This window comes from Collimonas silvisoli (genome assembly GCF_018305005.1).
Taxonomy (GTDB): domain Bacteria; phylum Pseudomonadota; class Gammaproteobacteria; order Burkholderiales; family Burkholderiaceae_D; genus Collimonas; species Collimonas silvisoli.
The window spans coordinates 63,319-81,386 of the sequence record NZ_JAGQEG010000001.1; the positions used below are offsets into that span (position 1 = coordinate 63,319).

Annotated in this window: 21 protein-coding genes and 1 pseudogene; 10 read left to right on the forward strand and 12 right to left on the reverse strand. The window is 58.7% G+C overall.

Annotated features, from left to right (window positions below; translation table 11 throughout):
- Positions 1–270: 270 nt before the first annotated feature.
- The 7 genes and pseudogenes from KHU33_RS00305 to KHU33_RS00345 all read left to right on the forward strand — a co-directional run.
- Positions 271–918: pseudogene (locus tag KHU33_RS00305) on the forward strand (RNA polymerase sigma factor); the annotation flags it as partial.
- Positions 918–1,622 (forward strand): anti-sigma factor family protein, encoded by a 705-nt coding sequence (locus KHU33_RS00310; RefSeq protein ID WP_211460532.1) that lies wholly within the window; start codon positions 918–920, stop codon positions 1,620–1,622. The pseudogene KHU33_RS00305 and the gene KHU33_RS00310, both read left to right, overlap by 1 nt.
- A gap of 131 nt (positions 1,623–1,753) precedes the next feature.
- Complete coding sequence (locus tag KHU33_RS00315) at positions 1,754–2,143, forward strand: c-type cytochrome (protein ID WP_211460533.1); 390 nt, start codon at positions 1,754–1,756, stop codon at positions 2,141–2,143.
- A gap of 88 nt (positions 2,144–2,231) precedes the next feature.
- Positions 2,232–3,137 (forward strand): metallophosphoesterase family protein, encoded by a 906-nt coding sequence (locus KHU33_RS00320; RefSeq protein WP_211460534.1) that lies wholly within the window; start codon positions 2,232–2,234, stop codon positions 3,135–3,137.
- 30 nt (positions 3,138–3,167) lie between these two features.
- Complete coding sequence (locus KHU33_RS00325) at positions 3,168–3,524, forward strand: cupredoxin domain-containing protein (protein WP_230413967.1); 357 nt, start codon at positions 3,168–3,170, stop codon at positions 3,522–3,524.
- Positions 3,525–3,631: 107 nt separating this feature from the next.
- Positions 3,632–4,330, forward strand: coding sequence for a CDGSH iron-sulfur domain-containing protein (locus KHU33_RS26810; protein ID WP_230413968.1), 699 nt, complete (start codon positions 3,632–3,634; stop codon positions 4,328–4,330).
- 142 nt (positions 4,331–4,472) lie between these two features.
- The gene (locus KHU33_RS00345; protein WP_211460536.1) at positions 4,473–5,045 is read left to right on the forward strand and encodes a DUF6529 family protein; all 573 of its coding nucleotides are present in this window, start codon (positions 4,473–4,475) and stop codon (positions 5,043–5,045) included.
- Positions 5,046–5,179: 134 nt separating this feature from the next.
- Here the strand turns inward: KHU33_RS00345 and KHU33_RS00350 are convergent, their stop codons facing one another.
- Complete coding sequence (locus KHU33_RS00350; RefSeq protein ID WP_211460537.1) at positions 5,180–6,088, reverse strand: LysR substrate-binding domain-containing protein; 909 nt, start codon at positions 6,086–6,088, stop codon at positions 5,180–5,182.
- A 211-nt stretch (positions 6,089–6,299) separates the two neighbouring features.
- Between KHU33_RS00350 and KHU33_RS00355 the strand changes: the two genes are divergently transcribed.
- From KHU33_RS00355 to KHU33_RS00370, 3 genes are all read left to right on the forward strand, one after another.
- Positions 6,300–6,998: a pirin family protein gene (locus KHU33_RS00355; protein ID WP_211460538.1), complete on the forward strand. Its 699-nt coding sequence runs from the start codon at positions 6,300–6,302 to the stop codon at positions 6,996–6,998.
- A 44-nt stretch (positions 6,999–7,042) separates the two neighbouring features.
- Entirely contained in the window at positions 7,043–7,462 is a 420-nt protein-coding gene (locus KHU33_RS00360) for a DoxX family protein (RefSeq protein WP_211460539.1), read from the forward strand.
- 304 nt (positions 7,463–7,766) lie between these two features.
- Positions 7,767–8,030: a hypothetical protein gene (locus KHU33_RS00370; protein ID WP_211460540.1), complete on the forward strand. Its 264-nt coding sequence runs from the start codon at positions 7,767–7,769 to the stop codon at positions 8,028–8,030.
- Positions 8,031–8,123: 93 nt separating this feature from the next.
- Here the strand turns inward: KHU33_RS00370 and KHU33_RS00375 are convergent, their stop codons facing one another.
- From KHU33_RS00375 to KHU33_RS00425, 11 genes are all read right to left on the reverse strand, one after another.
- Complete coding sequence (locus KHU33_RS00375; protein ID WP_211460541.1) at positions 8,124–9,131, reverse strand: NADP-dependent oxidoreductase; 1,008 nt, start codon at positions 9,129–9,131, stop codon at positions 8,124–8,126.
- 92 nt (positions 9,132–9,223) lie between these two features.
- On the reverse strand, positions 9,224–9,637 hold the full coding sequence (locus tag KHU33_RS00380) for a hypothetical protein (RefSeq protein ID WP_211460542.1): 414 nt from the start codon (positions 9,635–9,637) through the stop codon (positions 9,224–9,226).
- A 4-nt stretch (positions 9,638–9,641) separates the two neighbouring features.
- Positions 9,642–9,890, reverse strand: a complete 249-nt coding sequence (locus KHU33_RS00385) for an oxidoreductase (protein ID WP_211460543.1) — start codon at positions 9,888–9,890, stop codon at positions 9,642–9,644.
- Between the two features lie 90 nt (positions 9,891–9,980).
- A complete protein-coding gene (locus KHU33_RS00390) occupies positions 9,981–10,787 on the reverse strand; it encodes an oxidoreductase (protein WP_211460544.1) in 807 nt (268 codons plus the stop codon).
- A 103-nt stretch (positions 10,788–10,890) separates the two neighbouring features.
- Positions 10,891–11,499, reverse strand: coding sequence for a TetR/AcrR family transcriptional regulator (locus tag KHU33_RS00395; RefSeq protein ID WP_211460545.1), 609 nt, complete (start codon positions 11,497–11,499; stop codon positions 10,891–10,893).
- A gap of 70 nt (positions 11,500–11,569) precedes the next feature.
- Complete coding sequence (locus tag KHU33_RS00400; RefSeq protein WP_211460546.1) at positions 11,570–12,754, reverse strand: M20 aminoacylase family protein; 1,185 nt, start codon at positions 12,752–12,754, stop codon at positions 11,570–11,572.
- Positions 12,755–12,813: 59 nt separating this feature from the next.
- Positions 12,814–14,217 carry a M20 family metallopeptidase gene (locus tag KHU33_RS00405; RefSeq protein WP_211460547.1) on the reverse strand — a complete coding sequence of 468 codons (1,404 nt, stop codon included), beginning with the start codon at positions 14,215–14,217 and terminating at the stop codon, positions 12,814–12,816.
- A gap of 77 nt (positions 14,218–14,294) precedes the next feature.
- A complete protein-coding gene (locus KHU33_RS00410; RefSeq protein WP_211460573.1) occupies positions 14,295–15,152 on the reverse strand; it encodes an ATP-binding cassette domain-containing protein in 858 nt (285 codons plus the stop codon).
- A 5-nt stretch (positions 15,153–15,157) separates the two neighbouring features.
- Positions 15,158–16,147 (reverse strand): ABC transporter ATP-binding protein, encoded by a 990-nt coding sequence (locus KHU33_RS00415; RefSeq protein ID WP_211460548.1) that lies wholly within the window; start codon positions 16,145–16,147, stop codon positions 15,158–15,160.
- A gap of 42 nt (positions 16,148–16,189) precedes the next feature.
- Positions 16,190–17,119, reverse strand: coding sequence for an ABC transporter permease (locus KHU33_RS00420; protein ID WP_211460549.1), 930 nt, complete (start codon positions 17,117–17,119; stop codon positions 16,190–16,192).
- 8 nt (positions 17,120–17,127) lie between these two features.
- Entirely contained in the window at positions 17,128–18,045 is a 918-nt protein-coding gene (locus KHU33_RS00425; protein WP_211460550.1) for an ABC transporter permease, read from the reverse strand.
- Positions 18,046–18,068: the final 23 nt, after the last annotated feature.

The window sequence follows — 18,068 nt, forward strand, 5'->3', positions numbered from 1 at the left end:
GCGAGGCAAGTGGTGTGAGGGTCGCCGCGTATACCGCCGCGCTCTTCGTTTTATTCCCGGATTTGTCGCGACAATCAAAAAATATCGCGGGAATAAATCCCGGCCGCTGACGGTTATGGGGGTATGAACGTCGGCATTTGCGGCGCTCGGATGCTGCCAGCATCTCCCGACAGAACAAGCAATGGAGGAACTCATGAGAAACGATCACAAGATACCCCCATATGGTTGGCGTAGTCGCCAGTTAGACCAGGCGCAAATCAGGGAAAGCGGGAGATCGCCGTGATCGCGGCCGACGAGTCACGTCGGTCACGCCGATTCGAAGAGCTGGCGTTGCCGCATCTGGACGCTGCCTACAACCTGGCACGCTGGCTGACCGGCAGCGCGAGCGATGCCGACGATGTCGTGCAGGATGCGTACCTGCGCGCCTTTCGGTTCTTCGACGGTTTCCATGGCGACAACGCGCGCGCATGGCTACTCGCGATCGTTCGGAACACCTGGTTTACCGAATGGCGCCGGCGCAACGACGCAGCTGACGACACACCCTATGACGACGCACTGCACGACGACGAGCGACTCCCGGGATGGGTCGACGAGATCGGCAGCGATCCCGAAACGCTCGCCGTGCGGCGCGACGATGTGGACTTGATTCATCACGCGCTCGACGTATTGCCGGTCGAATATCGCGAGGTGCTGGTCCTGCGCGAGTTGGAAGACATGAGCTACCGCGACATTGCGACCGTCGCGGGCGTTCCGATCGGCACCGTGATGTCGCGGCTGGCGCGTGGCCGCAGCCTGCTTTGTGCAGCAGTGCGCAAGGCGCAGGGAGCGATGCCATCGGAGCTTGCGCCCGTGCGCGGCAAGGCAGACGGCAACTTGGTCAGGATGCCTGCGCCGAGTTCACAAAAAGGAGTTAAGTAATGGATAAGAAAGAAACATTAAGCTCGCTTGGCAGTGTGCTGCGTGACGGATCACTCTATCATCGCGCCCCACCCCATCTGCGCGCGCGCGTGCTCGCCGAGTTGCCGCACGAGTTGCCACGCGAGTCTCCCCGCCGGACCGTCTTTGCATGGGGCGGCTTCACCGCGGATGGCGTACGGGCATGGCTTAACGGAGGGCTTACGGGAATCGCGGTCTGTGCGCTGGCATTGAGCGCGGTCACCTTGATCCAGCGGCCGACGCCAACCGGCTCAATCGACCAGGAGATTGTGTCGAGCCACGTGCGCGCGTTGTTGTCGCAGCACCCGATCGACGTGGTGTCGACCGATCAGCACACCGTCAAGCCGTGGTTCAACGGCAGACTCGACTATACGCCGCCGGTCGTCGATCTCGCCGCGCAAGGTTTTCCGCTTGTCGGCGGACGAATCGACTACGTGGGTCACCGCACCGTCGCGGTGCTGATCTATCGCTACCAAAAGCACCCCATCGATCTGTACGTATTTCCCGATGCCGGCGGTACGCCGTCTCCCGCCGCACGAGCCTCGGATGGCTATGCGATGGCTCACTGGCAGCGCAACGGCATGACTTACTGGGCCATCACCGATGCCCAATCTGCCCATCTGCATGCGTTCGAGCAAGCGGTGCAGGCAGAGGAAGATCATGAAGAAAACCCGTTGCGGGAATAAGGCGGCTAGGGTTCTGGTGAATAAATCGAGATTGACGGGAATATTTTCCTCCCGTTCCGAGTTATACCGTTTACAGGAATGGATTGCATCGATCGGACGCCAACAAACCTGCACATCGAAAGGATTGCGACATGAAACAAGATCACTTATTCCTTGGCCTGGGCTTGGCCATGCTGATGGGCGTCAGCGGCGCCGCAGCCGCTGCCGGCGATACGATACGCGGCCAGGAGCTCTACCAAAGCATGTGCATGTCCTGTCACTCGATTGACTACAACGGCGTTGGGCCGGCACACAAGGGGCTGTTCGGCAGGAAGGCTGGCAGTCACGCTGATTACCTCTATTCACCGGCTGTGAAGTCATCCAACATTGTCTGGACCGACAAAACGCTGGATAAATGGCTGTCCAATCCTGAGAAACTGATTCCGGGGCAAAAAATGGGGTTCATGGTGCCTGACGCAAAAGACCGCGCCGACTTGATTGCCTATTTGAAGAAGGAGGCGGGACGAGAAGAGAAGCCCTAACTACTCGACCTACTCGACCGACCTCTTAAACACTTGTTCTGTAACAGTCTGCTCCACAGCTATTCCAACCATTTAAAGGAGAAAAATCATGCTTGATCGCAGAAATTTTCTGAAACTGACCGCTGTCGGCGGCGGTGCGGTATTTATTTCCGGGCTATATGGCCAGACGCAAGCTGCAACGACCGACAAAACGGCGGCGGCATCCGCTTACGACGATTTCTATTTCGTTCAGTTGTCCGACACGCATTGGGGGTATAGCGGTGCGGCCAATCCGGATGCACTCAACACATTCAAGAAGACGGTTGCCACTGTCAATGCACTTGAAGTGCAACCGGATTTTATTATCTTTACCGGGGATCTGACCCACACGACGGATGATCCGAAGGAACGTCGGAAACGTATGAGCGAGTTCAAAGAGATTGCGGCCGGATTAAAAGTGAAAACAGTGCGTTTTATCCCGGGAGAGCATGACGCTTCGCTCGATAACGGCGCGGCATTCAAGGAAAATTTTGGCCCGACGAATTACGTGTTTGATCATAAAGGGGTGCATTTCATCGCTTTGGATAACGTCTCCGATCCCGGCGCAAGTATTGGCGATGCCCAACTGGATTGGCTAAAAAACGATCTTGCCAAACAAGCAAAAGATGCAAGGATTGTTGTCTTCACACATCGTCCCCTGTTCGATCTGGTTCCCAAATGGGATTGGGCCACCCGCGATGGCGACAAAGCGATTGCGTTATTGACGCCATACAGCAATGTAACGGTGTTCTATGGCCACATTCACCAGGAAAATCACCACATGACGGGGCAGATCGCGCACCACGCAGCCAAGTCGCTCATTTTCCCATTGCCGGCGCCAGGCTCGCAAGATAAGCGCACCCCCTTGCCTTGGGATGCCGCTGCGCCGAATAAAGGACTCGGTTTTCGCGAGGTGGAAGCTGAACGCAAGGATAGTGAATACAAGATCACTGAATTTCCTGTGACGAGGGCGTAAGCCATGGATCATTCAAGAAGGCAGATATGTTTGAGTGCCGTCTACGGCATCGGGGCGCTTCTATCGGGGGCGGCGATCAACGCCCAGGGGCAGACAAAGAATGTTGCAAAAGAAAAGGTAATAAAAATTCAAGCCAAAAAATTCGTCTATACACCGAACCAAATTGTCTTAAAAAAGGGCGAGCCAGTCGTGCTGGAGTTCACCTCCGTGGATTTCGTGCATGGATTTAAGATACCGGATATGAATATCCGCGCCGACCTGCCGCCCGGCAAGGTCACTCAAGTCAGGCTGACACCCGACAAGGCCGGTGAATACGATTTCTTATGTGACAATTTCTGTGGCAGCGGCCATGAGGAAATGAATGGAAAAATAACCGTAGTTGGCTGATGCATTTTCCGTCATTGCAAGGAAATCAATGCGGGGCGAATTAATCAAGGTGCGTTGAGCGGAGCGGCGCGGACGTTCAACCTGCCCGACCCAATCGGCGGCCTCAGATGAACCAGCAGAAACGCGTAGGCGCGAAAGTCCAAATTTCGAAGAACGGCCCGTATATCGTCTCGGGCGATGTACCTCTAAGTAAGGAGATCATCGGTGCAAACGAAGATGGCGAGTCGGTAAAGTGGGAACAGAAACAGAAATATCCATCTCAGGGGCAATACGCATTGTGCCGCTGCGGCCACAGTGCGAACAAGCCATTTTGCGACGGCTCGCATGCGAAAGCTGGATTTGACGGCACCGAAACCGCGAGCCGCCAGCCGTATCTCGTGCAGGCCAAAGTAATACAAGGCCCGACGATGTCATTGACAGACGTCGAGAGCTTGTGCGCGTTCGCGCGCTTTTGCGATCCACGTGGAGGGGTGTGGAATCTCGTCAGCGCAACGGACAACCCTTCGGCGAACAAGCATTTCGTAAGCCAGGTCTGCGACTGCCCTTCGGGGCGGCTGGTGGCTTGGGACAACCAGACCGGCAAACCGGTCGAGCCGATGTATGAGCCATCCATATGCCTGATCGAAGACCCCGCCAAGGGGTGCTCCGGGCCGCTATGGTTGCGCGGTGGAGTGCAGCTGATCGGGGGCGATGGTTTCGAATACGAAGTACGCAATCGCGTGACCTTGTGCCGCTGCGGCGCATCGCAGAACAAGCCTTTCTGCGACGGCACGCATGCGTCGATCTGGTTCAGCGACAAGAACTGAGTCGATAAATTGACCGCAGCGCTCGGTGGCGCGATCACTTCGACTTCTTGCGCTTTACTTTGTTTGTCTGCGCATGGTCCGCGTGTGTCATTTTTACGCAAAAGTCAGGTTAGATGAGGTGCAGATCATGTTTAACAGATCAATGAGCGATAATACCTGTCCCACTAGGCGGACCGCGCTCAGTCGAGTGCTCCTTGTGCTTCCTCTGGTGCTCGTCGCATTCGTTGCAATCACTGTCGGTTTTGTGGCAAGCAAGACCGTCAGGCAGCCCTACGAAACCCCTTTTTTTCACTTCTTCTTCAGCGACACCCTGCATATGAAGGCATGGCTGATAACGGCCGCGTTGCTGCTGGCATTGGGCCAGTTGCTGACAGCGTCGCGTATCTATGAAGTGCTACGCTTCCCGCCGAAGGGGCGCTTCTACCATGTGGTGCATCGCTGGTCGGGGCGCACAGCCATCCTGCTGACACTGCCAGTGGCCTACCACTGCATCTTCCTGCTCGGCTTCGGGACATACGATACCCGCGCCTACATTCACTCATTGCTGGGGTCATTTCTCTACGGGACCGTTCTCGCAAAAGTTCTCATTGTCCGCTCAAACGGCTTTCGAGGCTGGGCGCTGCCACTCGCGGGAAGTGCGCTGTTCTCCATTCTCCTGGGGTTGTGGCTTACATCTGCATTCTGGTACTTCAGTACCTTTGGCGCTGGCATATAGCATGTCCAACGCAAGCGTCTCCAGAACCCATCTCCTTGTCGGAGCTGATCGACGTCTTCCGGCCATCGGCACCACCGCCCTCCTCTTCCAATTCTTTCATCTAGTCTGCGGCAGCGATCGGACCTGTTCAACGGTCAGCCAGGATTTTCACATCCGGCAACGAGTGCATCCAGCAGGTGACGCACGGCAGGCACCATGCCTCGCCGCGTAGGGAAGATCGCGTGCACAAGACCGGGCTTTGCCGCAAGGTCCGGCAAAAGGCGCTGCAGTCGACCAGCTTGTAAATCGTCCTCCACGAACTCGCGAGGTAGCATTGCCGCACCAACGCCTAACAGCGCTGCAATCCTCAAGCTGGCGATGTCGTCCGTCGCCAATCGAGGTCGATGAGCTAGCGATACCACTTGCCCGTTGCCGTCGAGCAGACTCCAGACGTACCGCTCGCTGTTGTTAGCCATTGAGAGGGTCGGCCAGTCCTTCAGGGATGCGATCGACACGGGGCTTGCGTACCGCTCGATCAAACCTGGGCTAGCAATCAGAATGAAAGTGGACAACCCGAGTTGTCGGACCGCGAGATCGGTGTCGTCCAGCGGCAATTGCCTAACCCGAATGGCGAAGTCCAAGCCTTCTTCGATGACATCCACGCGGCGGTTGGTCGCATCAACCAGAACTTGGACCTGAGGATTGTTCTGGATGTATCGCGAAATTACCTCAGCAATGCCGGAGCTCAGCAATGAGATTGGGCAACTGATCCGCACAGTTCCCTGCGGTTTGGTGCGTGTCTGGTCTACGATCTCCTTGGCGGCCTTGGATTCCTCCACAAGGGCCAGGCAGTGCTGATGAAACTGTCGCCCGGTTTCCGTCAAAGACAGGCTGCGGCTGGTGCGATTGAGCAGACGGACTCCAAGCTCTTCCTCCAATGCACGAACACGCCGGCTTAGCTTCGACGTCTGGAGGCCGAGGCCGCGTGCGGCCGCCGTAAAGCTGCCACGTTCGACTACCTCGGCGAAGAGTCGAAGATCATTTAGGTCTGAGATTTGGTCCATAGCTAGCCTCCATTTTGGCTTGAACATTCTATATTTGGCAATGATACTTTGCAATAGCGGATATATTCATTCGATCATTGCGGTATTAGAATGGTTTTCACGACATAACGACATGATTTCAAAAACCATGGCGCTCGTCACTGGAGGCTCCAGTGGCATCGGCCTGGTTGCCGCCGTTCTCGTGCTCGACTAACAAAACAAGGAAACAGAGATGCTTGTACACCGGCGTTGGGAATCACTCGATCAAGCAGATTTAGGCTGGCTGCGTGCGAAATACCATTTCCAGGTCAACGCCGCCGGCAACCCTGCTCATCAGGCCCTGGGGGTTCTGATCGTCTGGAATGACGATGAGATCGCCGTCGGCAGCGGGTTTCCCACTCATGGGCACCGCGATGTCGAGATCGTGACTTACGTCCGCCAAGGCGTGCTCGGGCACCGCGACACCTTGGGTTCCGAAGGCACGATTCACGCGGGCGATATTCAAGTGATGAGCGCAGGCAAGGGCGTCCGCCACGCCGAATTCAACCTGGGCAAAGTGCCGCTAAGACTCTACCAAATCTGGCTGCTGCCCCGCGAAACCGGTGGCGAGCCCCGGTGGCACACCAAACCATTCCCAAGGAGCGATCGCTCCGGACGCTTCGTGGTGCTCGCTAGCGGTTTTGCCGACGATCGGGAGGCACTGCCGATTCGTGCGGATGCGCGCTTGCTCGGAGCAACGCTGAAGGCCGGTGAAAGCATCTGGCAGCCGGTTGACCCGTCTCGCCGCGCCTATCTCGTCGTTGCGTCGGGCCGCATCGAGATCAATGGCGAACCCATGGGGCCGCTGGACGGCGTGGCAATTACACAAGTATCGCGGGCAGAGGTTTCTGCGCTCGAAGACTCTGAGCTGGTAATGGTGGAGACCGGCTGAGATTCATGTTCTCTATCCACCTGATCACATTTAAGGAGATTGTTATGGAAGGCAATAAGTATGTTCCGCTGCTGGGTCGTATTTTTCTTGGCCTGCCGTTTCTCATGAGCGGGCTGGGCAAGCTGGGTGCCTACGCCGGCACGGTTGGCTATATCTCGGCAGTTGGTTTGCCGGTGGCGCCGCTCGCGTTCATCGTCGCGGTGGCGATCGAAGCGGGCGGCGGCTTGATGCTGTTGTCGGGCTACCGGGTTCGCCTGGCGTCGCTGGTGATGGCGGTGTTCAGCTTGGCCACGGCGTTCTTCTTTCACCACAACTTCGGTGACCAAAACCAAATGATCCATTTTCTGAAGAACGTAATGATCGCCGGCGGCCTTCTCCAAATTGCTTACTTCGGGGCCGGCGCGTGGAGTCTGGACGCACGCACTGCAAATTCGCCCCGTAAGGCGACCTCGGGTGCGAACTGAGACGGCGATTTTGAGAGACGACTACTTACCTAAAGGAGGCAGCCAATGCCCAACAGTATTTCGACCCTGCTGAGACGCAATCTCGACGTCTTCGGTGAGAACGATCCCGCGCGCCGGCGCGCGGTCATCGACGAAATAACGACAATTGCATTCTGACCGACCACGCCGGTTGCGTAGTTGCGTTGTCCGGCTACTTGGACGACTGGCAATCCGGATTGCTAGCCAGATTGGCGTGCCGTAATTGACAGGGCCCCCTAGTACATGTGCTGTCCGCCATTGATGGCGATATTCGCGCCGGTCACCAATGGTTATACGCGACGGCATCGTCGCTGGCAGCATGAATCCCCTGATTGATCCGGAACATGCGGCCACCGCGCTATGGGCGATGATGAATGGATTGTTGAGCTTGTCCTGGTCTACAGATAAGCTGGATATCAAGGAAAAGGATTTCGACAAACTGCTCGAAACAGCCTTGATGATCATCGGCAACGGGTTGAAAAATCCATTGCCGCAGCATATTCCTAAGCTGACAAGCCCCATGCCAACCTACAGAAAAGTCAAACTCTAACTTGGGGGTGCTGCAGGCGAGCCGATGCCCGCCCTGACTACGGCTGATGTTTTCGTCGGGCGCGGACGGCCCGGCGACGGGATGAAGCTACGGTCACGTGCTCACCATCTGTACAACGACCTTCCCCTTGGCCCGGCCCTTTTCGAGATACGCCAGTCCCTCCTTCGCTTGAACGAACGGAACTACCTTATCAATCACCGGACGGATGCGCGATGCCTCAATCAACTCGCCGATCTCTGCGAGTTGGCGGCCATCTGGACGCATGAACAGGAATGAATACCTGGCATCGCGCTTTTTCGCGAGGCGGATGATCTTACGGCTCAACAGGCCGAATACGAACTTCATCACAAAGTTCATTCCACGCGAGCGTGCGAAGGCCGCATCCGGCGGACCGATAAGCGAGACGATATTGCTCCCGGGCTTCACAATCTGCAGCGCCTTTTCGAGCCCATCTCCCCTGATCGTACCCAGTACGGCGTCATAACCCCGCAGCACTTTCTCAAATTCCTGCTTCTTGTAATCAATCACCTCGTCAGCGCCGAGGCTACGCACCAGATCCACGTTGGCCGTACTCGTGGTCGTCCCTACCTTTGCTCCGAGGTGTTTTGCCAGCTGGATTGCGAAGGTGCCAATGCCGCCCGCACCTGCCGGGACAAACACCTTCTGCCCAGGCTTAAGCCGTGCGCGTTCATTGAGCGCTTGCCATGATGTGAGTCCGACCATCGGAATCGAGGCGGCTTGCACAAAGTCCAGATTTACTGGTTTAAGCGCGGCGGCATGCTCGGGCACGGCGGAAAATTCAGCGAGAGAGCCGCCGTCCAGATCAAAGATACTGGCGAACACAGCATCGCCCACCTTAAAACGGGTCACGCGACTGCCGACTTCCACCACGACACCTGCCAAATCGCTCCCCAGCGTGGCCGGCAGCTGCAACTTGAGGATGGGCTTAAACATTCCTTTCGGGATCATGTAATCAATCGGATTGAGGCCGGCGGCGTGAACCTGGACCAGCATTTCATCCGGCTTGATAGCAGGCCGGGGAATATCGGCGAACGCGACCTGGTCGGCCTTGCCGTAACGTTTCAAGATCAGTGCTTTCATTATTACCTTCTATATTTTCGTTAAATACGCCTGCTGTTCGGGTACTGGCGGAGACCCTATCCAATTCCTCAAAGCAGACGGTCGTTGCTGACTTAAGCTTTCCTGCGCCGATAGCTGGTGTCCGACTGTGCGGGGTGGCGGCACCCTACAAACAGGAACCCCAGCATGAGCGCGACTTCGATGAAAATGGCTATCAGGATTCTTGGGGTGGCATTCCCTACCTCAAGCTCCAAGAACCCAAGTGCAGCGAGCATGAAACAGGCAACCACAACACCTTTGATCAACGCTGATCGGGCCGCTGACGGCTCGGCATTTCTGGCTGAGAACAACATGACGGCGATTCCTGCATACAGCGCTGCCGCACGCCGACTGACCAATCCGGCTGAAGATGTGAATTCAACACCCCAATCTGACAACAGAAGATCGGGCGTCAACATCCAAGTGAGCGCCAAAGCGGAGAAAACGAGCGCGGACAAGATCGCAAGACCACGGAAGTTAAGTTTCATAGACTTAACCTGCGAGCGCAGGATAGTCCGTATAGCCCTGCGGTCCGGGCGTATAGAACGTGCTTGGGTCGGGGGCGTTCAACGGCTCGTTTTGGCGCATGCGGTCGACCAGGTCGGAGTTGGAAAAAAAAGCCCGGCCCATCGCTATCAGATCCGAGTACCCCTCAATCAGCGCTTGCTCCGCGCCATCTTTGTCGAGTCCGCCGGCAAGGATGAAGGGGCCGCTGGCAATTTTTCGAGAAGAAGTAAACATGTTAGATCCTTATAGTTGAGTGTTGTACTGAGTAACTGCAGGGGAACGCCCCCGCGACTCCCTTCTGGCTAGATACGACGAGCCGGCTTGCTATGCGAGCCGCAGATCCTTGCGCATGCCGGCGTCCATCACACCGGCCGGCGCGAAGGTGCGCAGCAGACGCAGGCGTGCAGCCAGTCCACCAGCGGGATATCGCAGTTTCGGCTTCTGTGCCCGCGCCGCTTTCAGCACCACCTCGGCCACCACGTCGGGGCCATCTGCCCCCGCCATCACTTCCTGAACGCGACGGGTCACCGCGGTTCGCACCTCGCGGTAGGCATCGAGTTTGGCGTCCGGCTCCAGCATATTGGCGTCGAACGGTGTGTTGGTGTAAGCGGGCTCAATGACTACTGCCCGAATGCCCCAGTTGCGCAACTCGTGGTCCAATGATTCTGTATAGCCTTCGATGGCGTGTTTGGTCGCGGCATACAGCGCGCCATATGGCATCGGCAGAAAGCCGAGCACCGAACCGATGTTGACGATGCGGCCGTCCCCTCGGGCTCGCATATGCGGCAGCACTGCACGCGTCATACGCACCACCCCGAAGAAGTTCGTGTCGAAAATGGACTGGGCTCGTTCGATCGAACTCTCCTCCGCACCTCCCGGGGCGACTCCGACGCCAGCGTTATTCACCAGCAGGTCAATGCGCCCTTCCAGCCGCATCACGTTCGCGACGGCCGCTTGGACGGAGGCATCGCTGGTCACGTCCAATGAAAGCATCTCGTATTCGCGCCGGCCCGCTTGCGCGCCGCGGCGGCTTGTACCGTAAACCTTAAAGCCGGCTTGCGTAAGTCGCTTCGCTGTGGCTTCTCCGATGCCGGACGAGGCGCCGGTAACCAATGCAATCTTGCTATTCATGGCATTTCCTTTCAAATGGGACGGACGCTACTCTACGGCTGGTAGCACAATATATGATGATCATCATATTTTTATATAAAAAAATTCATTACCATCGGCAGCCTCAGGCGACAGCCGGGGTGAATTGTTTCAGCGTAGCTGCGCACAGCGCTCCGGACAGCTTGGGGTCATCAACGGCACGCGCAATTATGGTAGTGCCTATCAGGGCGCAGACCAGCGCCATCGCCTGCTCGTGCGCCTGCGGCTGGCCCCAGTCGGGCAACTGGCGGGCGAACAGATCGATCATTTCCTTGATGTGAATGGTCGCGGCACGTCGCACTTCCGGCGCTTGGCGCGGCATTTCCGAACCCAGCGCGGAAACCGGACAACCAGTCTCAATGGCATCTATATGCTCCGGCGACAAATAAGCCTGCATCATGGCCTGCAACGCTTGCCCTGGCGACGCAGCGGCCGCTACCCGCGCCGCCAACGCCACTGATTCGGCGCCGGCACGGTCCCCGGCCTCCGCCAGCAAAGCATCGCGCGATTCGAAGTGGGCATAGAAGCCGCCGTGTGTCAGGCCCGCTTCCTTCATGATGTCGGCCACGCCAGTGCCGCCGTAGCCGCTGCGGCGGATGGCGCGCGCCGCCACCTCCACGATACGTTCGTGCGTGGCTTCTTTGCGGCCAACGGCGATGTGTTTGGTAGATTTCCTCTGCATGACGATCATCATATACCATTTTAAGCTAACGTGCATGCACCGATTCGGAAAGGACAGTCCACTACGAGGAAGATTGTAAGGGCTAAAGAAACAGAAAGCGCTCAACCAGCCGGCTCCAGTATGCCGCGCCGACGGTGACATTCTCATCGTTGAAATCGTAACCGGCGTTATGCAGCATCGGCTTGCCGACCCCATTGCCCAGGCGCACAAAGCACCCTGGACGTTGTTGCAGGAAGTACGCAAAATCCTCACTGCCGGCGATCGCTGGAAACGGCGCTATCACATTTTCCGGGCCGACCAGCTCGTTGGCAACTTCCGTCGCGAATGCCGTTTCCGCGTCGGAGTTGACCAGCACCGGGTAGCCGTGGATATAGTCGATCTCTGCCTGCGCGCCATATCCCTCGACATGCGCTCCAATCAAAGCGCGGATTCTCTGTTCCAGCAGGCGGCGGACTTCCGGATCGAACGAACGCACACTCATCTCCAGCGTGGCCTGCTCCGGAATCACGTTGGCGGCATGGCCGGCATGCAGCGCACCCACGGTAACGACGGCCATCTCCGCCGGATCGATATTGCGCGCGACAATCGTCTGTAAAGCCATTACCAGGCTGCTGGCCACCACCACAGGATCGATAGCCAGATGCGGCCGGGCTGCATGCCCTCCCCGGCCGGTGATGCAAACCTTCACCGTGTCGCAGGCGGCCATGAAGGGGCCCGAGCGAAACATGAAAGTACCCGTCGGAAAACCGGGATGATTGTGCATGCCGAAAATGGCGTCGCAGGGAAATCTTTCGAACAGGCCGTCGCGCAGCATTTGCTCGGCGCCGCTGTTTGATCCGGCTTCTTCGGCCGGTTGGAAAATCAGATTGACGGTGCCATTGAAATTGCGGGTCCGAGCCAGATGCCGGGCCGCTCCCAGCAGCATCGTGGTGTGCCCGTCATGTCCGCATGCGTGCATTTTCCCATCGTGGCAACTGGCGTAGGGCAAGCCGGTTTTTTCATGGATAGGCAAGGCATCCATGTCGGCGCGGATGCCGATGCTGCGCCCGCTGCCGCCGGCGCTCAGGGTACCCACCAGGCCGGTGCCGCCTATGTTGCGCGTGACCGCATAGCCCCAGGCTTGCAGCTTGGCGGCGACCAGGTCCGAGGTATTGAATTCTTCATACGACAGTTCCGGATGCCGATGGATATGGCGCCGGATCTCGATCAATTCATCCTTTGCATCGTTCAGATCCGCCAACTCACAATATGGTATTTCCTGTTTCATCGCTTGCCTCAATGTCCGGTGAAAGATGCAAAATCCTGAGAATTCCAGGTTGCGTGTCCCTATTTTCTTTGCGCATGGACTTGTCCGCCCTCTTCCGCCAAGTCCCAGAACATGCCAGCCATGATCTGCAGCGATTGGCGCGATACGCTGGCCAGAATATGTTCATCCGGCGCATGCTGCGAGCAGGCCGGATAGGAATGCGGCACCCACAGCGTAGGCAAGCCCAGCACATCGGCAAAGACGTCATTGGGTAGCGATCCACCCAGATTCGGCAGCAGCGTCGGCGCCGTGCCGGTAGTGCGTTGCATCGAAGCCAGGCCCCAGCGTACCCAGGCATCGTCCGGATCGAGACGGGTCGCTTCGAATTGGGTGCCGGAGGGTAAAACCTCGACATCATCGTAACCATGCGCATCGAGATGGCTGCGGATGTGCGCCAGGAAGTTCTTGCTGTCGCTGCCGACCACATAACGGATCTGGCAATGCGCGAAAGCATGGCCAGGGATAGCATTCACCGGCGCCTCCGGATTGCCGGTCTTCATCGCCAGCACCTCCAGCGTATTCCAGCCGAATACCCGTTCCGCCGGCGACAGGCCTGGTTCGCCCCAGTCGCTGTCGACTTCCGGATCGCCCGCAGAGCCGCCAACCTCGACGCCGTCCAGCGCATCGCGCACGCTCTGCGGTAAATTATCCGGCAACAACCGGGCGACGCGGATGCATCCTTTCTCATCGACCAGGCTGGCAATCGCATTGGCCAGCCGCACGCCGGGATTGCGCAACAGGCCGCCCCAGTTGCCAGAGTGATGCGCGCCATCGCGCAGCCTGACCCGCAGATCGAAATTGCAGCCGCCGCGCGAGCCCAGGAACATGGTCGGCTTGGCGGCGGCGACGCGTGGACCATCGGATGCGATGAACACATCGGCCGCCAGACGCTCAGCGTGCAGCGCGCAGATTTCCTTCAAGCCGGGAGAGCCGATCTCCTCGCCCATTTCCAGGATCACCTTGACGTTGTAGCCCAGCTTGCCGTGGCGTACCGCCAGCACTTGCGCCAGCGCGGCGAAATTGATCGTGTGTTGCGCCTTGTTGTCGGCAGCGCCGCGGCCGTACCAGCGGTCGCCTTCGACCACGATTTCCCATGGATTCAGGCCGCTGCGCCATTGATTGTCATAGCCGCGCACGACGTCGCCGTGGCCATAGGTAAGAACGGTGAACGCAGCGCCCTGCTCGATCCGCTCGGCCAGCAGGAACGGGCTGCCGCCGGCCTGCGGGTTGGCGAGGATCTGACAGCTAAAACCCAGCGCTGCCAGTTCCGGCACAATCTGTTCTTTCAGATACGCCAGCAGGATGGGCGCGCTGCCGGCTTCCTGGCTCTCGGTGCGCACCGCGACACGGCGCGCCAGCGCGTCCTTGAAGCGGCCGTCGTCGAAATAGGCGCTGGCCTTGCTGATTGCTTCCGTTCTGCTCATATTTTTCCTCGATTGACGGCGGCATCGACTCTCAATCGATGCCAAAGTTAAATGTTTTGTATTCCTGCAGCCTGGATCTACTGCAGAGCGATGTCCGGGATGCCGAGGCCGGGTTCGGGCGATAATGCGGATGCCAGCAGCATCCGCGTATACGGATGCTGCGCTTGTGAAAATATCCTTTCACGCGTCTCCAGCTCGACGATGCTGCCCTGATGCATCACCGCGACGCGGTCCACCAGATGCTCGACCACGCCGAGATCGTGGCTGATGAATAGATAGGTCAGGCCGAACTCCGTCTTCAGGTCGAGCAGCAGATTCAGTATCTGTGCTTGCACCGAGACATCGAGCGCCGATGTCGGTTCGTCGCAAATCAGAATGCCGGGCTGCAGAATCAGCGCGCGGGCGATCGCTACGCGCTGGCGCTGTCCGCCGGATAACTGGTTCGGGTATTGATGGTGAGTACGTTCCGGCATGCCGACCAGATCCAGCATGTCACGCAGCTTGCGGCCTTGCTCGGCAGCGCTGCCGATACGATGCAGCTTGAGCGGCAGGCCGACAATTTGCGACACCGTCTTGCGCGGATTCAGCGATGAATACGGATCCTGGAATATCGGCTGGATATGGCGCGCCAAGGCCATGCGTTGCGCCGGATCGATTTCCCTGCCATTGATCAGCACATTACCGGAACTAGGCGCCAGCAGGCCCAGCAGCATTTTGGCCAGCGTGCTCTTGCCGCAGCCGGATTCGCCGACCAGCCCCAGCGTCTCGCCGCGATACAGGCGCAGCGAGACATTATTGACGGCCTTGATTTCACCGTCGGCCTGGAACAAGCCGCGGTTGAGTTTGAAAATTCGGCTTAGCGCGCACAATTCCAGCGCAATCTCGTTGCTGCCATTGCTGCCGCCCTGCTCTTCAGTGATCCTCTCTTCACCCATCCTACTCATGCCGCCACCTCCGCGCCATGCGGATGAACGCTGTTGCAGCGTGCATGGTGCGCATCCTGGATTTCGACATTCGGCGGCAACTGCTCGCAGGCATCGTGCGCCTGCGGACAGCGGTTGCGAAAGGCGCAGCCCTGCACAGCCCCGACCAGGCTCGGCACCACGCCGGGTATCGCCGCCAGACGGCTGCCCGGCGGCGTCTTGCCGCGCACCGGAATGCAGTTGAGCAAGCCGCGTGTGTATGGATGACTGGGACGGGCGAACAATTGCGCCACCGGCGCCGTCTCGACGATCTCGCCGGCGTACATGACCGCAACCCGATCGGCGATGCGCGCCACCACGCCCAGGTCATGCGTGATGAACACCACTGCGCTGCCGAATTCCCTTTGCAATTCTCTTATCATCCGCAGAATCTGCGCCTGTATCGTGACATCCAGCGCGGTAGTCGGTTCGTCGGCGATGATCAGGTCCGGTTCGCACATCAGGGCCATCGCAATCATCACGCGCTGGCGCAAGCCGCCGGACAACTGATGCGGGTATTGCCGCAGGCGGTCCTCGGCATTCTTGATGCCGGTGCGATGCAACAGGTAAAGCGCCCGTTCGCGGGCTTGCGCATACGAGACCTGGCGATGCTGGAGCAAGACCTCGCACAACTGATTTCCCAGCGTATAGGAAGGATTGAGCGAGGTCATCGGATCCTGGAAAATCATGGCCATGCGCTGGCCGCGCAGATCCGCCATCTTGCGTTCCGGCAGCTGCTGCAAATCGATGCCGTCGAAACGGATGTGGGCGGCGCTGCGTTGCGCCTTGCGCGGCAACAAGCCCATCAGCGCCAGCGACGTCATCGATTTGCCGCATCCCGATTCGCCGACCAGGCACAACATCTCGCCGCGCCTGACCTGGAAATCGATGCCGCGCACCGCGTGCAGGATGCCATGCTCGGTGGGCAAATCGACACGCAGGTCTTTTACATCTAGCAATATGCTCATACCAAGCTCCTTGTTGCGCTCACGCCGATCGAGGGCGCCGCTTCAATTGCGGCCATCGGGTGCACTCATGTCGCGCAGGCCGTCGCCGACCAGATTGATCGCCAATACCAGCAATATCAGCGCGATCCCGGGAATCAGAATGACCCAGGGTTGGAAGAACATGTAGGCCTTGCCCTCGGCCACCATCAGGCCCCAGGAAGGAGTCGGCGGCTGCACTCCCAGGCCGAGGAACGACAGCGTCGCCTCCAGCAAGATGGCATGCGCCATTTCCAGCGTCGCCACAACGATCAGCGCGCTCATGATATTCGGCAGGATTTCGCGCAGCAGGATGTAGGGCGTGGATGCGCCCAGCACCTGGGCCGCAGCGATGAATTCGGCGTCGCGCAATTGCTGGGTGGCGGAACGCGTGACCACCGCGAAGCGATCCCACAGCAACAAGCCCAGCAGCACGATAACCACCTTGAGCGAACCGCCCACCAGCGACGCCGTCGCCAGCGCCACCAGCACCACCGGCAGCGCCAGCCGGGTGGTGATGACGTAGCTGATCACAGCATCGACGCGGCCGCCGAAATAACCGGCCAGCACGCCCAGCGTGGTTCCTACCAGGCCCGAAATCAAGGCTGCCGAAAAGCCGATCAGCAGCGACACGCGAGCGCCGAACATCAAGCGGCTCAGATAATCGCGCCCGAGCTTGTCGGTGCCGAGCGCATGCAGCCAGCTGCCATTGGCGTGCCACACCGGCGGAATCAGGCGCTGCGTCACATCCTGGCTGTAAGGATCGTGCGGCGCCAGCCAGGGCGCCAACAACGCTGTCAGCACAATCAGGGCAAGCATTGCGGTTCCCAGCGTCAGGCCGTGATGGCCAAGAAGTCTGCGCAGCTTGCGGCGCCATTGCGGGGCCTGGGCTGGCGACAGCGCAGCTTGCAAAGCGGCGGCGGATGGCGTTACAGACGAAATCAAGGGAGACGACATGAGGTTCCTTAGCGAGTGCGGATGCGCGGATCAAGCACGGCGTTGATGACGTCGGCCAGGAACGTCAGGGCGATATAGAACACCGCGATGATCAGCACCACCGCTTGCACTACCGGATAATCGTTGCGGGAAATCGCATCCCACGCCAACTGCCCCAGGCCTTGCAGCGAGTACACCGATTCGATCACCACCGAGCCGCCCAGCATGAAACCCATTTCCACCGCCGCCAGGGCCACCACCGGAATCACTGCATTGCGCAGCGCATGCTTGAGAATCACGCGGCTCTTGCTCAAGCCCTTGGCTCTGGCGGTGCGTATGTAATCCGAATCCAGCACGTCGAGCATGCCGGCGCGCGTCAGCCGCATCATCGCCGGCGTCGCGTAATAACCCAGCGCGATAGCGGGCAGCACGAAATGCTGCCAGCTGGTGTTGCCCGCCACCGGCAGCCAGTGCAAGCCCACCGCAAAGATCACGATCAAGGTCAGGCCGAACCAGAAGCTGGGCATGGCTTGGCCGATCACAGCAATCAGCAAGGCCAGCCGATCCAGCCAGGTGTCGCGGAAAATCGCCGCCAGCACACCCAGCGGAATCGCCACGAATACCGCCAGCAGCAGCGCGATGCCGCCGAGCTTGAGGGTGATCGGCAGACGCTCGGCTACCAGGTCCATCACGGAACTCTGGAAATAGTAAGAGCGCCCGAAGTCGAGCCGCACCGCGTGCCACAGCCAATCCGCAAACTGCGCCGTGAGCGGCCGGTCCAGGCCGTACTGCATGCGTATCGCTTCGACCTGCGCCGCGCTCGCTTCCGGTCCGGCGATGGCGGTAGCCAGATCGCCGGACAGATGCAACAGCATGAAGCTAACCACGGATACCGTGACGGCGACGCTCAGCGCAATCATTAAACGACGAAGGATATAGATCAACATGATGATGGCTGGCTACCCATGGC